A 15,507-nucleotide genomic window follows, 5' to 3' on the forward strand; every position below is an offset into this window, starting at 1 on the left:
CTTATGATGGCACATACTAGCAGCATGGTAGCTTACGTTGGCGCATGCTTGCAGCAAGGTGGCTTACGATGGCGCATGCTTGCAGCAAGGTGGCTTATGAGGTCGCATACTGGCTGCAAGGTAGCTTATGCTGGCGCATGCTTGCAGCAAGCTTTGGGGGCGGCTGATAAGCTATGCCTAGATAGCTTCGTCTTATGATGCGCGTGTGGCTATTGCAATTGATTTAGCTAGTCGGTGTGACTTGGTATGCAGCCAAAGCCTAACGCCATTCGTTAGGCTTTGGTGCATTGGATGGTACCTGGTGGAGGCTAGTTAATCAGGATCTCAAAGCCCTTGAGGTAGAAAGTCTCTGGGCATGGTAAAGAGACAACGTGGTCAATGTCTTGGCGTAATGTGGTGACTAACTGTGCCTCAACATTTGCTTCTAAAGCGGCATCGGCGATGATCTTTTGGAAGAGATCTTCGGTCATGAGGCCTGAGCAAGAGAAAGTTAAGAGTCGACCACCACTTCTGACTAATTGCATACCCAGACGGTTAATGTCCTGATAGCCACGGCAGGCTGAGACTAAGTTTGATTTGTTCTCAGCAAACTTTGGTGGGTCAAGGATCACGATATCAAACTTAGTGCCTTTCTTAACCTCTTGGCGTAAGTACTCAAAGACATCCTTGTTGATAAATTTGCAGCGGCCTGGATCAAGGTGGTTATGCACTACGCCTTGACGAGCTGCATTGAGGGCATTGTCTGATACATCCACATTAAAGACAGCCTTAGCACCGCCTTTAAGCGCATGTAGACTAAAGCCACCCGTGTAGGAGAAGCAATTGAGCACGGTAGGGCCAGTTTTGCCATCTTCTGAGAGAGCCTTAAAGGTCTTGCATAGCTCGTAAGTATGGTAGCGTGATTGTCTTTGGTCTAGATAACCGCCAGTCTTGTGGCCATGCTTCACGTCAATTGGGATCTCAACTAAGCCACGCTCAAGCACAAAGAGAGTATCTGGAATAGCCTCATCTAAGGAAATGCGCTCGCCAAGGTTTTCTGAGGTGCTAGCAGCGCCAACAGCTGCGTTAGCTGCGTCAACAGATGAGTTAGCAGCTCCATCAGATGAGCTAGCTGCGCTATCAGCTGCGCTTTGTGATGCGCTATCTGCATCAGTTACGATACGTTTAACTGAGGTAATTTGCTTAGAGTCTTTAAGGCCATTGCCAGCTTTGTCTTTGAGGTTATAGGCCGGGCTTAGATCCTCAGGGTCAACAAGGCCAGCTCTAAGTGGGAGGTTTTCTTTGCTGCGAGATTTGGCATCAGAGCGCTCATAAAGATAGCAATCAGGGTTGAGCTCATGGAGTGCACGGAAGATGTGGTTATAGCAAGATTCCATGCCTGATGAAGAAATGGCAACGCTGATGACATTGTTAAAGCGATCAACAATCAAGCCTGGCATGTAATCGCCTTCAGCTGACACAAGACGAATGCCATGATCGCCACGAATCTTTAAGGCTCCGCGACGTGCCATGGCGCTGGCAATACGACCTTTAATAAAGTCGTAATCAATGCGATCTTCTTGTCTAAAGGAGATAGCACGCAGCATGATTTGTGAGTATGGAGAGAAGTGGGCATAGCACAGGAACTTAAGCTCACTTGAGAGCACCTGACAGAGAGTGCCTGACTTAATCTCTTTTTTGTCTTTGACAGGAGCATCAGCCCTGGCGTCAGTTAAAACCTTATCCACTGCCTTTGAAAAGATCCATGGATGATGACGCAAGAGTGACTTTTCACGTCCAGCATGTAAAACAAAAGAGATCATTACCTTCTCCTCAGCACTAAAAACCAACGGCTAATTATAGCGGATTAGGCATGTAGCTGTACAAATCTAAGCTTCCTCTTATAGCGGATTAGGCATGGAGCTGTACAAATCTAAGCTTCCTCATTTTCGCCTATCTTAATAGATGTACACTAGCGCTCACCATCTGCTAAACGCATATTTGAGTGTCAAGCATGGACATTTGCTTGCTTTGTGTTTAGGCATGAGCAGAGTCTTTATCGTATGCTTAGGCATGAGCAGAGTATTTAGCTTATGCTTGCATGTGCAAGACATGGCTTGTACTCATGGGGCATTTTCAGGAGCACTCTTTGGCTTAAGAGGCATTTTTATGTGCTCACCATATTTTGAGTGATGTGGGCACTATGCTTTTGATGATGGTGAAAGTATTTTTTGTTTTAGCAGTGCTTTTGGTGATACGTGCTTATTATTAGGAAAACAAACATGAGACGAGATAAGGCAATTAAGTATGCCATCATTGGTGCGGTAGCCCTTGCGCTTAGTGCTTATGCACTGTATCGTTTCATGCGCACAGAACCGCTAAACTACATGACCTCGTCAGCTCAGGTCAGAGATATTCGTCAGCAGGTATTTGCTAGCGGCAAGATTAGTGGCAAGACTCAAGTTGAAGTGGGTGCCCAGGTCTCAGGTCAGATTAAGAAAATTTATGTAGCCACTGGTGATAAGGTCAAAGCAGGTGACTTACTTGCGGAAATCGATCCTGAGATTCAGCAAAACGATCTGCGCCGTGCTCAAGCACAAGAAAAGCAGATTAAGGCCCAGATTCGTTCTAAGAAAGCCCAAATTACCCTGTACAAGGCCGAAAACACTCGCCAACAGAATCTGTTAAAGACTGAGGCTACTTCCAAGCAAGCTGCTCAAAAGGCAGCTGCTGATTATGAAATGGCGCTTGCCGATCTCGACTCGCTCAATGCTCAGTATGAGCAAGCTGTAGTCTCTGTTGCTGATGCAACTACTAATCTTGGTTATACCAAGATCGTGGCTCCAATGGATGGTACCGTCTATGCCATTCCTGTTGAAGAGGGCCAAACCGTTAACGCCAATCAGTCAACCCCAACAATTTTAAAGATGGCCGATCTTGAGACCATGACGGTAGAAGCAGAGCTCTCTGAGGCTGATGTGGTTAAGGTAAAGCCTCCAATGCAGGCACGTTTTACCATTCTAGGTCTGCCAGGTCGTTACTTTGATGCCCAGCTTTTATCTGTAGATCCAGCACCTGCATCTGCTGCAACTACCAACAATAATGTTGCATCATCAACCGATACTGCCGTTTACTACAACGCTCAGCTTGATGTTGATAACAAAGAGGGCTTATTGCGTATTGATATGACAGCTGAGGTTGAGATTACTGTAGCTGAGGCCAAGCAAGCAGTAGTGGTACCGCTTGCAGCCGTGCAAAATGAAAGTGCTGATGGAAGCGCTACCATTTATCAGCTTAAAGACGGCGTTGAGGTTGTAGCCCAAAGCGTCAAATTAGGTATACGTGACGATCAGTACGTGCAGATTTTATCTAAAGATTTTGATACCTCCACTCCGATCATTATTGGCGAGGATGTGGCCTCTGCAGCCGGCAAGGCAAGTAAGGCACGTACACGTGGCCCACGCATGTACTAAGGCACACTCAGCTAAATGAGTTTTGGATATATAAGCAAAATCAAGTTTTATGCTTTGGTTAAGCAGTGTAGTGTTTTTGCAAACTAAACAATCTTTAGAGCATGGAGATAGATCATGGGCTTCTCAACTAAGATAGCTTCATCTGATAAAAGCGCAGAGTCATTAGATCAGCGCTTAGTATGCTCTGAAGTGCTGCTTGAGCTTAAAAATGTACGCCGTGCATATATGTCCGGAGATTCAGAAGTAGAGGTACTGCACGGCATTAATCTTAGTGTACGTAAGGGGGAAATGCTGGCCATTATTGGCCCATCAGGCTCAGGCAAATCTACCCTCATGAATATTATTGGCTGTTTGGATACCCCAAGCTCAGGCAATTACTTTGTTATGGGTAAAGATACCCACAATATGTTGCATGATGAGCTCACTTCCTTACGCCGTGACTTCTTTGGGTTTATCTTCCAGCGCTACCACTTACTTGGTCATTTATGTGCACGAGAGAATGTACAAGTTCCATCGGTTTATGCAGGTGTTCCTAAGAAAAAGCGTGATGAGCGGGCGCTTAAGCTCCTTGAGGATTTAGGTCTTTCACATCGCTCTGAGTATCGTCCTGCGCAGCTTTCAGGCGGTCAGCAACAGCGTGTCTCGATTGCAAGAGCACTGATGAATGGTGGCCGTATTATTTTGGCCGATGAGCCTACAGGTGCGCTTGATTCAAAGTCAGGCCGTGATGTGATGAACACCTTGCAAGAGCTCAACTCACAAGGCCATACCGTCATCATAGTTACTCACGATCCACGCATCGCCGCTTGTGCCAAGCGAGTTATCTCCATTGAAGATGGCAATATCACATCCGATGTCATCAATGAACATCCTGCCAAGTTTGAGCTGCATATGGATGGCTCCAATGAAGACACACAAGCATGCAAGCAAGTCTCAAGTCATGATGAGTCAAGCGCCAATGCACAAGGCGGCAATCCAACAAGCATCCATGAACCGCAAACCCATGCTCCTGTCATGCATGAGGCAAGTATTGCTCCTAGCATGCATGCGTCAAGTCATGATCCTAGCAAGCATGCGTCCAGTCATGATCGTAGCATGCATGCGTCAAGTCATGACGAGAGCAATGAGCAATACACCAGAGTAGCTACCAACACCACTGCAGCTACAACAAGCACGAGTAGTCAAGAGACTGCAGATACTCTATTTGCTTATGGCTATAAAGGTAATCCATGGCTCTTTAAGTTGCATGCTTATACAGACAGATTCAAAGAGGCCTTTGTGATGGCCTATAGAGCCATGCTGTCTAATCGTATGCGTACCTTGCTGACCATGCTTGGTATTATCATTGGCATTATGGCCGTGGTAACAGTGGTGGCGCTAGCACGTGGTGCATCAGAGCAGATTATTTCCAACATTGCAGCTATGGGCACTAACACCATTACTGTCTATCCAGGACAAAGAATGGGTGATGTTAGAAGAGGACGCATACAGACGCTGACACCGCGTGACTTAAATGCACTGCAAGGACAGCCATTTGTCGATTCGGTATCGGCCACGGTGCAAACCAATGCCTTGCTTAGACGTGGACAAAAAGAGGCCAATGCCACGATTCAAGGTGTCTCAAGTGAGATGTTTAGGGTCTATGGTTTAGAGCTCAAAAAAGGACGCTTGTTTAACGAGATAGAGCTTAAGAGTAACGCTCAGGTTGGTGTGATTGACGATAACACTGCCAAGCTTTTCTTTGCTACTGAAGACCCACTTGGGAAGACCATCATTATTGGCAAGGTGGTAATTAGAGTTATTGGAGTACTAGCAAAGAGTGACTCTTGGGTAATTCGTGGCACTAATCCAACAGTGTTCGTACCATATACATCGGTAATGACGCGCTTAGTAAACCAAAACTATTTGTCGTCTATCGTGCTTAGAATTAACGATGGCTTTGCAGCACCAGTGGCAGAGAATGCCATCAAGTCTATCTTGGTGACACGTCATGGTAGAGAAGACTTCTTTATGCAATCATCAGATACCATTATGAAGTCAATTGAAAATGCTACCCGTACCTTCACCTTAATGATCTCGGCTATTGCTGTTATTTCTTTGGTGGTGGGCGGTATTGGTGTTATGAACATCATGCTCGTATCAGTAACTGAGCGTACCAAAGAAATTGGTATTCGTATGGCTGTGGGCGCAGGACGTGGAGACATCCTCTCGCAATTTTTAATTGAGGCGGTGATGGTATGTCTCATTGGTGGTCTCTTAGGCGTAGTCCTGTCATATATTGCAGGCCACCTCATCATGCACTTTGCGCCAAACATAGTACTGTCATACTCACTAACATCAGTTATAGCTGCAGTAATGACCTCATCAGTAATTGGTATTGTCTTTGGCTTTATGCCAGCACGCTCGGCATCAAGACTCAATCCAATTGATGCCTTAGCCCGCGAGTAACACTAACTCAAGATCAAGCAAGAATGATCTAATCAAACTAGCTACTCCGCTCATAGAGAAGGCTCTGCATTCTGACTAGCTACTCCGCTCATAGAGAAGGCTCTCCATGAGCGTAGTATGCACTGAGTACGCTCTTGCCCTGAGATTGATATGACCTTGCTATGAGCTGGGTATGATCTTGGTTTGAGTTTGGTATGAGCGCGGGCCTCGGAGCTTAAGAGCTTAAGTTAAGACTTTGAGATACCCTCTGTAACAGAAAGTGTCACTACTAAAAGCTACAGTTTCTCATTAAGTGTGGCTTTTTCGTGTCTGTAATGGCTATAAAAAATCACAAGAAAGATCTTTTGGGCTCAATCGATTAGAATAATAGGATGCTCTCGATCTTGTACTAGCTCTGACTGACGTGTTGCAGTCTTGGCAGATGAAGATTTTCAAAGGTTAACTAGGCTTGGGCAATCTAGAAGGCTTACTTTTAGTAAACTTTGATGCAATAAGATGCTGATACGCTTAGGTGTTTATCATTAATTTTGGCTAACAGGAAGGAAGCAAATGCAAAAGGGTGATGTTAAAGCTCTGGAGTTGAAGGTTCAGGAAGATGATTTACTCAAGCAGTTTGTAGGACTGTTAGACTACGACACCCGTGCTGACTTTACTAGCCAAGACAAGCCATCAAGTGCTGGTCAGCTGCGTTTAGGCGCTCACTTATTAAGCCGTCTTTCTAAGCTTAAGTTAAAGCCTATTCAGACTAAAGAGGGTGTGATCATCACCCGTATTCCAGCTACCAATGGCTACGAGAATAAAGAGAAGCTCTGTTTACTTGCTCACTTAGATACCGCTCCTGATGCTTCATCAGATGGTGTAAAGCCTTCTTTAGTTACTGCTTATAAAGGCGAGGGTATTGAGCTTGATAGCGGTGCCATTATCGATCACAACATTTCACCAGAGCTTGCCAACCACTTAGGCGAAGACATTGTTGTAACCGATGGCACTACTTTATTAGGCGGTGACGATAAGGCAGGTATTGCTGTGCTCATGCACTTAGCTGAGCGTCTTGCCGATGATCGTATTGTTCACGGCCCAATCACCATTATCTTCTCAGTTGATGAGGAGATTGGCAGATCTACTAAGTACCTGGATATTGAGACTATTGACTGTGACTTTGCTGTAACCATCGACGGTTGCGAGCGTGGCGAGTTAGACATTGCTACTTTCAATGCTGAAGGTGCCAAGATCATTTTCCATGGCAAGGTAGTACATACTGCAGTTGCTTACGGCAAGATGAAGAACGCCATCAAAATGATGACTGACTTTATCGACCTTATGCCTCACGAGGAGTCTCCTGAGACTACTAAAGATGAGCAAGGCTTCTACCACGTGCATGATGCCATGGGTAATGTAGAGCAAGCTGAACTAATGATGATTTTAAGAGACTTTGAAAAGGAAGGCTTAGAGCGTCGTCATGCCTTTGTTGAGCAGGCTGTAGATAAGATTAACGAGAAGTATGGCCAAGGTTCCTGTGAGGCAATCTTTGTTAAGCAGTACGAGAACATGGAGACTGTACTTAAAGAGTCACCTGCCATCGTAAACTACTGCCGTGCTGCATTTGATCGTGCCAATATCAAGCTTACTGAGATGAAGGTGCGTGGCGGTACCGATGGTGCTAACTTAAGCTGCCGTGGTCTGCCATGTCCAAATATCTTCGCCGGCCCTCTTAACTGCCACGGTATTTACGAGTGCCTGCCAGTGCCTTCACTGCATGCAAGCTTTGAGGTAACCAAGGCTTTAGTTGAGTTAGTGGCTTTAGGCCAAGACGACAAATCTCAAAAGTCAGAGTAATAAATACTAAAGGTAAGGTAAGCCTAAACTTTTAGTACAGACTAGCCCACTACCATGCAAAAGCGTGCGAAGCTGGGCTAGCTTAAAACACTTTCTTTTCTTGTGATGTACTCAGGCACAAGCTGTTAATGTGACTAGCTTGTAATAAGTTAGTAGGCAGCGCCTGATGCAATGCCCATAAGCAAAGGTGGGAACCTCATGCATGCGCTTGAGGGATCATAAGTAGTAGCTGTTCACGGATATATAAGCATGGCAACAATCTTTTTAACCGGTTCTCAAGGACAAGTTGGAACTGAGATTGAGTTTGAGCTACTCAAGAAAGGACATAAGGTTGTCTCAGCTAATCACAGTACTTTAGATATCACCAATAAAGATTTTGTGCTCAGTGCTATTGAAGAGAGCCAAGCTGATCTGATTATCAATGCAGCATCCTTTACTAACGTAGAGAAGTCTGAAGAAGAAATTGCTCAGGCTTATAACGTTAATGCCATTGGTGCAAGAAATCTTTCTATTGCAGCTCACGCCAATGACATCCCGCTTATCCATATTTCAACTGACTACGTCTTTGATGATGATAAGAACTACCCTCATAATGAAGATGACGCAGTAAACTCTGAGTGCATTTATGGCAAGAGCAAGATTGAGGGTGAGACCTATGTACAAAACTCTTTGTGCAAGTACATCATTTTAAGAAGCTCATGGATATTCGGTAGATTTGGCAGCAACTTTGTAAAGGCCATGCTGACCATGGCACAAGAGCAAACTGAGATTGCTGTAGTGTGCGATCAATTAGGTAATCCAACGCCAGCCCAATCTTTAGCAGACTGTATTGCCAAGATTGCAGATAGACTTCTTGATGACAAAGACTTTAATGAGTGGGGCATTTATCACTACTGTGGCTTTGACGCAGTTACCTGGGATCAGTTTGCTAGAGTTATCTTCGATCATGCAATCAAGATGCAGGCTATCCCTCATGAGGTCTCGGTTGTGCCAATCAGTAGTCAAGAGTTTAAGTCCAAAGCCAAGCGTCCATTTGATAGCCGCCTTAGCTGTGAAAAGATTAAAGAGGTCTTTGCTATTGAACCTCCATTATGGGAAGCCTATTTACCAGCAGTAATCGAAAGCTATCAGCGTGAACGTCAAGGACTGAGTCCTATTGATAACTACGACCATAAGTTCAGCACCATTGCTCCAATCTTCCATGACCAAGAATCTCTCGAAAAACTCTGGTCAGAACAACAAAATAGCAACGAAGTAGAGCAGGTTGCAGAGGCAGACGAAGCTAAGTAGCCAACAAGCACTTTAAGTATTTGAAAAAAAGCAATCACGACAATTTACTTAAGATTGCTCCATAACAGCGGTCTGACGCCTTGGTTCAGGATAATCCTAATACCTCAGCTCAGACCGTTTTGCATTGTTATAAGACCATTCTAAGTTCTAGCTATAGAAAAACAGCAATAATGCAACTAACGCTTTTGTTTAAGGCAAAGCAAGCTGTGGTGAACAGTGGATGTATTGGTTTTCCAAAGGAGTGAACATGCTAAATAAAGGCAAGGCAACCGCTAGCAAAGCAGCATTACTCTTAAGTAGTGTTTTGCTTAGCTCATGTTCAATTATGGAAACTGAGTACCAAGAGCAACTTAAAGCGCCTGCAAGCTACGGCAGCATCAATAATGAGGTATCAGCCATTGCTAAAGGAGAGCGGGCGCTGACAGGCGAGTCCGAGCAGTCAAATCTTGAATATGACTTTTATAAAGGTTTTGGCGATGACAAGCTCACCATGATGATTGAGACGGTGCTTGCCAATAATTACGAGCTCATTACTGCATATAACAACCTTAGAAGTGCCGAGCTTGCTCTGCAGCTTACGAATACCAATTATCATCCTGATGCATCAGCATCTCTAGGAGCTTCTGCAACTAAGGATTTAAGTCAGAGCTCGAAAACTATGGAAGGCTCGAATAGCAGTCTTTCACTTTCATATGAGTTAGATCTCTTTGGCAGATTGAGCGCTCAGTCTCGTTCCTCTTATGAGAGATTCAAGGCAAGTGCGTATGATTACCAAGCCATGCGTTTAACCATTATTGAACGTACGGCTGAGTATTACTGGAATTATGTGTATGCCATAGAGAATCTTAAGTTGGCCAAAGAGCAGCTAGCCACATCTCAAAAGCGCTTAGAGCTCATTAGTGAGATGCTTAAGCAGGGCGCTGCTGATGGTCTTGAGTATGATCAAGCCATGGTCAATCACAAGATCAACGAACAAGCTGTTTATAACGCTGCATATTCACTTACCGCAGCACGTAATGCGCTTAATGCCTTAGCCTCGCGTTTTACAGAGATTGACGCAGAAAAAGACATAAAAGCTGATGCCTTGTACTCAGCTGCCAAGGTAAAAGTAGCTACCGTTATTCCATCAGCTTTATTAAAGCAGAGACCAGACTTGAGGTCATATGAGTCTAAGTTGAGAGCAGCCTATGCTGATACAGATGAAGCCACTAGCAACTTTTATCCGCAGTTTAATATCTCTGCACGACTTAACAGTGCTGACTCTACTTCATTAACTAGATTCTTTACCGATCCCGTCGGTGCCCTTGGTGCTGTGATTACCTTTCCTTTCTTGAACTTCAATCAGCTCTCTATACAAAGGGAGGGAACATTGGTGAAAAAGGATCAGGCTCGACTAGACTTTGCCAATGGCTTTATTACAGCGGTAAAAGAAGTTTCAGACAGAATTAATGAGCTGAGCAATCAAGACTTGCTCTTTAACAGCTACAAACAGGAATTAGAACTCACCGAACGTAATTACCAGCGCATAGAAGAGCGCTATCGTTTAGGTGGAGCATCCTTAAGTGAGCTCTTAGATGCTGCAGACAGTCTCCGTAGTGCCAAGAACAAGAACCTTATGGCTCACAAAGATCTGTTAATTGCCACTATCAAACTCATGACTGCAGTAGGCGGCGGTACCTTTGAGAATCAACTACAGGACACCATCAACCCTCAACAAACTTTAAATGCCGCCCAAAAAGTACACGACACTACAGCCCAAAGATAAACAAGCTCTATAAAAAGACTTACAAAGCACCAACATGTGTGTCGATGTAAGCGAAAAATAAAGAGTTACAAAGCACTAACATGTGCGTGACTGTGAGCTAAAAATAAAGAGTTACAAAGTAGCAATATGTGTGTGCAGATGTGAGTTAAAAATAAAGAGTTTCGACATCAAAAATCGTGCACTCTTGTGCCCAAGTTGTGACAGCCATGGAACATAAATGTGCAACCAGGGAACTTTAGACAGTCAAAAGCATTTTTATTGACATTAAAAAGGCGTTGCTGTCATGAATGATGTCAAAAATTTGCGTTACATCACAAATTTTTATGGAACCCCACGAAACTTGATTGTATACAAGATACAAACTTGATGTATAAGCCGTTTATAGCCATGCTAAACGTAATTTGCTTTGTAAGATTTGGCTAAAATCTACGTTAAACCGATGGTTGTCATACAAGCATCAATGGCCATTTATGGCAATAATGTTTGTGTATATAAGCGGCGCTTAAGTACCTTTAAATCCCAAATATAAGCGGTTTATGTAATAGTTGGTTTTGAAACCATGCTCGTGAATTTAAACGCTATGTCACTCAATTGGTCATAGTGGCAAATTTTTCTTTCAATAGTGGTATAGTGTCTCACGTGAACAGAACACGTTCACACTTTCTTTTTATAAGATAATTGGGATAGATAAAAATTATGAAGAAGTCATTTTTAGCTTTAGCTGTTGCTGCTTTAGCTGCTACTTCAATTTCAACCGCTTCTGCCGCTACCGTTTATGACAAGGACGGCACCTCTTTAGCTGTTTACGGCCGTGTTCAGTCAGTTCTGTACTCCGACAAGGCTGGCGTTTCTTTCGATAACCGCGATGGTAAGGGTGTTGATGAGAACGCAACTGTCAAGACTTCTGGTCGTCTTGGCGTAGACATGCGTACCCAGGTTTACGGCGACATCGCTGCTTTTGCTAAGATGGAGTGGGACGCTGCTGACGGCGACGAAAAGGATTCATTCTCAGCTCGTTACCTCTGGGTTGGCTTAGACTTCGCTCAGGCTGGTCAGGTTAAGTTTGGTCGTTTCGAGCCTGCTATCAAGTACGCTATCAGCCAGACCGATATTTTCGACGACTGGGGTTGCAATGGCTTAGCTGGTAACGATGACAAGCGTAAGTCCATGTTACAGTACAGCTGGGCAGGCTATGGCTTTGATGCTATCGTTTCCTACGGTTTCGCTAACGAAGGTGAGCACGTAGATGGTGCCTACGGCTTAAAGAATGCACAGGGCGAGATTACTGAGTCTGCTGACTTAGACTACAGCGTATCTTTAGCTGCTGGCTACACCTCTCCAGATGTTGTATTTGGTCCAATCGCTGTTCGCGCTGGTTACGAGAAGGTTGAGTTTGCAGATTCAACCGCTAACAAGATTGGCAACAATCACTTCTATGATTCATACAATCAGTATGCAATCGGCTTATCATGGGGTTCCTTAAACTTAGGTCCTTATGTTGGTGCTGTTTACCACGAGCGTGAGTTTGACGTAAATGGTATCGGTGCAAACGATAAGAGCTACAACACCTCTGTAACTGGCTATGAGTTTGTAGTTGGCTACTCATTTGCTAACGGCATTTCTGCACGTACTGGCTACTTAGTCCAGGAATATAAGGATGACGCTGATAAGGCTGAGGCTAAGACCGTTCCTGTATATGTAAACTGGCAGCTCAACCCACAGGTAAACGTATGGGCTGAGGCACGTTTCGACGCTGGCACTGATGACTCCAAGGATGCAAATGGCAAGAACTTCCAGGTTCTCACTGGCGGCGAGCCTCAGCCTGATGGCACTATCAAGGGCGGTGTGAAGTTCGACGAGAACGTATTCTCCGCTGGTATCCGTTATCAGTTCTAATAACAGGTCGGTTTAAGCCGATTTGTTAAAACGGTCTGTGTTACAGACTGTCCTTAAGGTTTATCAACGAAAACCTATGGAGCAGCAGACTATACCCCTGCTGCTCATTAAGAAACGATTAATACAGGGCGAGCTACTTAGCATTGCTCAATGCTTGCCGCGACTAGATCGCATTCTCTATCCCAACAAGCAGGGTGACGACTCGTGCCAGGGATGGAATTGAGCGTAAATGCTATGTCATTGCCATCCATGGCGCAATAGCACTGCTAGGCAGTGCAAACCCTGTATTTTAGTGGTCTAGATGATGTCCTTAAAAAATAAAACAGACTTCGGTCTGTTTTATTTTGCTTATATAGTTAGCTATAACTAACTTTATACAAGCACTAATACCCCTCCAAGAGCAGATACCTCTGCACTTTACTCATCCCACTCTTAACTCACTGTTAATTGTGCCCAATCTCATCCATCTGTACACAATCCTCTGCAGTTCTCTTATGCCAATAAGATATGAGGTAGCAAGTTACAGCCGTATTAATTGCCTCTAATGCTAAATAAAAGTTATATCTGCTAGCTTGGCAAGTTCTGCCGTGTTAATAAATAGACGGGCAAGCGTGTTTACACGATTGCTGTGTTAGATATGTTTTATCTTTGTCGTGGCAGATGATTCGCTTTTTAAGAATGAACTTCTCTTCAATTGCCATGAATTGAGGTGATATATAGGCTGTATATAGCTATTTGATAACTTTGACCTTAGCTACTTGTAAAAATGTGTCAATAAGAATTGATGTATTGCATATGTTGTCATAAGATTTGCATGTTAAACTATATAAGCTGAGAACTTCGATTTGTGCTTCAAACTCCATTGTCATTTTATTGATGGGTATAACTGATCTTTTTGATTAGTGGTTTGATCATTTCCTTACTAGACTGTTGGTATGTATTACTCCGACAGCATTTACTCCAAATACAGCTCTACCTCTATCCCAAATAGAAGATATCTTCAATTTGTAGACTTGTTTGGTAGATTGCGCTTGATCCGATAAGCAACATCGAATCACAAGGCTAATCACGCTGCCTGATATTAAAGAGATGTTATTCTCCTAAAATACAAGCCTGGCAAGGCAAATCGAAGTTCTGTGCGCTTTCCTCCTCATAGAGTGCATCAATGCTTACCTCCTCTAAATCACCCTTCAAGATTTTGACACCGCGTAAAAGCAGCAAATCTCACCTTAACGCCAAGTTTTACCAACATCGACCATTTATACGTTCAAAGGCTGTCTCTAATTTTAAGCTTGCAACTAACCTTGCCCCCAAAGCCTCAGCAGTCACAGATAGTCATTCAACAAGCACAAGCTCAAGCTCAAGCAGAAGCACAAGCTCAAGCCACAGCCATAAGCTCAAAAGCGCACATTCTAAGCGCTTAAGGTCAACTGTAGGCAAGGTCTTTATAGTCTTGGCTGGAGTTATCTTCGTGGCAAGCCTAGCCATGAATGCTGCGCTCAGTTATTTTCAGCTGTACTTTAATGTGTCCGAGTCATTGCCTTACGGTCTGTATAAAATTACCTATATCCATAAGCCAGGCCTCAACCCATTTGCCTTTAGTGATAACCGCGATGCTATGCTGGATGGTAGTGCAGTGGCGGATACAGATAGTAGTGAAACGGCTGCTACAGATAGTAATGACACGGCTGCTTTAGCTGATAGCTTTAGCATGGGTGAAAGTGCGGTGGCAGACAGCTATGCTCAGAGAGCTAGTGACTATAGCCTAGAGCGTGGCATGCTCGTATTAGCGTGCCTGCCAGATGAGGTAGCTAAGTTTGCCTATGAGCGCAATTACATCGCCAGCGGCAAGTGCAAGGGTGGCTATGCGCCTGTGGGAAAGTATATTCAGGCTGTTACTGGTGATGAGGTTAGATTTACCTCAGAAGGCATTTTCGTCAATGGTAGCTTGCTTGAGAACAGCAAGCCTTATGCAATGGATGGAGAGTGCCGCCCAATGCCTGTGATACTGCAGGACATGGTGCTGCCTAAAGATGAGCTTGTACTCCTAAACAACTATGCGGGCAGCTTTGATAGCCGCTATTACGGCCCAATCCCAAGCAGATACGTAGTAGGTACTTTAAACCCTGTGCTTACCTTTTAATGGTACCAAACATATATTGTTTTATATATGCTGGTACCGTATAAGGCCTAGCCAATCATGTTTGATGATTAGATCATGATATAAGACTATGTATTTCTTAAAATGTCTTTTGAAGAATACACAGTCCAACCTTGATATAGGTATTTTTCATCAGCACGCAAATCAATAGCAGTTTTCCTAGCCGGCCAAGCTGCATCGAAAGTCTTGTTACCAACCTTGTGGTTAATTTCGGGGGCAGGCCATTTATGTAACATAAATGGGGTCAGTATCTTACGTAGAACATATGGAGCCTTATTTAGACTTCGATCCCACTCATTTTTTTCAAAGGCAGTACCTGGCGCGGGCATAAAACTACTGTATGGACTTGGGCCACCCTTTTGACTTTGGGAAAATATAGTTGGTCGCTTTGCTATGTATACTTTAGGTTGATTATGACCATCCTTATGCTCATGCTTACCTGTTGAGAATACAGTTCCTTGTTTTGATACGGAACCATGGGATTTACTCTTCTTTGTATCTTTATGACTCTGGTTTTTTGTTGCGACTACAGAGCCTTGTTTAGATGCGGCAGCGTGATCTTTAGTATCAGTATCTTTATGATCCTGTTTTTGCGTTGAGATCACAGCACTTGGTTTGGATTCGGCTACATGATCTCTAGTACCAGTATCTTTATGATC

The 15,507-nt window shown here is 44.0% G+C and carries 9 protein-coding genes; 7 read left to right on the forward strand and 2 right to left on the reverse strand.

Going from position 1 to position 15,507, the window contains the following annotated elements; genetic code table 11:
- Positions 1-308: 308 nt before the first annotated feature.
- Positions 309-1,802: a class I SAM-dependent rRNA methyltransferase gene (locus tag H524_RS16350; RefSeq protein ID WP_027939260.1), complete on the reverse strand. Its 1,494-nt coding sequence runs from the start codon at positions 1,800-1,802 to the stop codon at positions 309-311.
- A 459-nt stretch (positions 1,803-2,261) separates the two neighbouring features.
- On the opposite strand from H524_RS16350, the gene H524_RS0103760 reads away from it, so the two are divergent.
- The 7 genes from H524_RS0103760 (at position 2,262) to traF (ending at position 14,830) form a co-directional block, all read left to right on the forward strand.
- Positions 2,262-3,452, forward strand: a complete 1,191-nt coding sequence (locus tag H524_RS0103760) for an efflux RND transporter periplasmic adaptor subunit (protein WP_044121425.1) — start codon at positions 2,262-2,264, stop codon at positions 3,450-3,452.
- Positions 3,453-3,566: 114 nt separating this feature from the next.
- Entirely contained in the window at positions 3,567-5,900 is a 2,334-nt protein-coding gene (locus tag H524_RS17840; RefSeq protein WP_052338893.1) for a MacB family efflux pump subunit, read from the forward strand.
- A 549-nt stretch (positions 5,901-6,449) separates the two neighbouring features.
- Complete coding sequence (gene pepT / locus H524_RS0103770; protein WP_044121426.1) at positions 6,450-7,736, forward strand: peptidase T; 1,287 nt, start codon at positions 6,450-6,452, stop codon at positions 7,734-7,736.
- Positions 7,737-7,985: 249 nt separating this feature from the next.
- A complete protein-coding gene (gene rfbD, locus H524_RS14150) occupies positions 7,986-9,026 on the forward strand; it encodes a dTDP-4-dehydrorhamnose reductase (RefSeq protein WP_052338894.1) in 1,041 nt (346 codons plus the stop codon).
- Between the two features lie 247 nt (positions 9,027-9,273).
- A complete protein-coding gene (locus H524_RS0103780; RefSeq protein ID WP_027939263.1) occupies positions 9,274-10,791 on the forward strand; it encodes a TolC family protein in 1,518 nt (505 codons plus the stop codon).
- 696 nt (positions 10,792-11,487) lie between these two features.
- Entirely contained in the window at positions 11,488-12,687 is a 1,200-nt protein-coding gene (locus tag H524_RS0103785; protein WP_027939264.1) for a porin, read from the forward strand.
- Between the two features lie 1,471 nt (positions 12,688-14,158).
- A complete protein-coding gene (gene traF, locus H524_RS16360) occupies positions 14,159-14,830 on the forward strand; it encodes a conjugative transfer signal peptidase TraF (RefSeq protein WP_169726125.1) in 672 nt (223 codons plus the stop codon).
- An 86-nt stretch (positions 14,831-14,916) separates the two neighbouring features.
- Here traF and H524_RS17420 read toward each other — a convergent pair.
- On the reverse strand, positions 14,917-15,507 hold a 591-nt coding region (locus H524_RS17420), incomplete at its 5' end, for a hypothetical protein (protein ID WP_027939265.1).

Origin of the sequence: Anaerobiospirillum succiniciproducens DSM 6400 (assembly GCF_000482845.1) — a bacterium.
Taxonomy (GTDB): domain Bacteria; phylum Pseudomonadota; class Gammaproteobacteria; order Enterobacterales; family Succinivibrionaceae; genus Anaerobiospirillum; species Anaerobiospirillum succiniciproducens.

Coding starts and splice junctions, on each gene's coding strand:
- H524_RS0103760 (WP_044121425.1), top strand. CDS start 2,262: ATGAGACGAGATAAGGCAATTAAGTATGCCATCATTGGTGCGGTAGCC.
- H524_RS0103780 (WP_027939263.1), top strand. CDS start 9,274: ATGCTAAATAAAGGCAAGGCAACCGCTAGCAAAGCAGCATTACTCTTA.
- rfbD (WP_052338894.1), top strand. CDS start 7,986: ATGGCAACAATCTTTTTAACCGGTTCTCAAGGACAAGTTGGAACTGAG.
- H524_RS17840 (WP_052338893.1), top strand. CDS start 3,567: ATGGGCTTCTCAACTAAGATAGCTTCATCTGATAAAAGCGCAGAGTCA.
- H524_RS16350 (WP_027939260.1), bottom strand. CDS start 1,802: ATGATCTCTTTTGTTTTACATGCTGGACGTGAAAAGTCACTCTTGCGT.
- pepT (WP_044121426.1), top strand. CDS start 6,450: ATGCAAAAGGGTGATGTTAAAGCTCTGGAGTTGAAGGTTCAGGAAGAT.
- H524_RS0103785 (WP_027939264.1), top strand. CDS start 11,488: ATGAAGAAGTCATTTTTAGCTTTAGCTGTTGCTGCTTTAGCTGCTACT.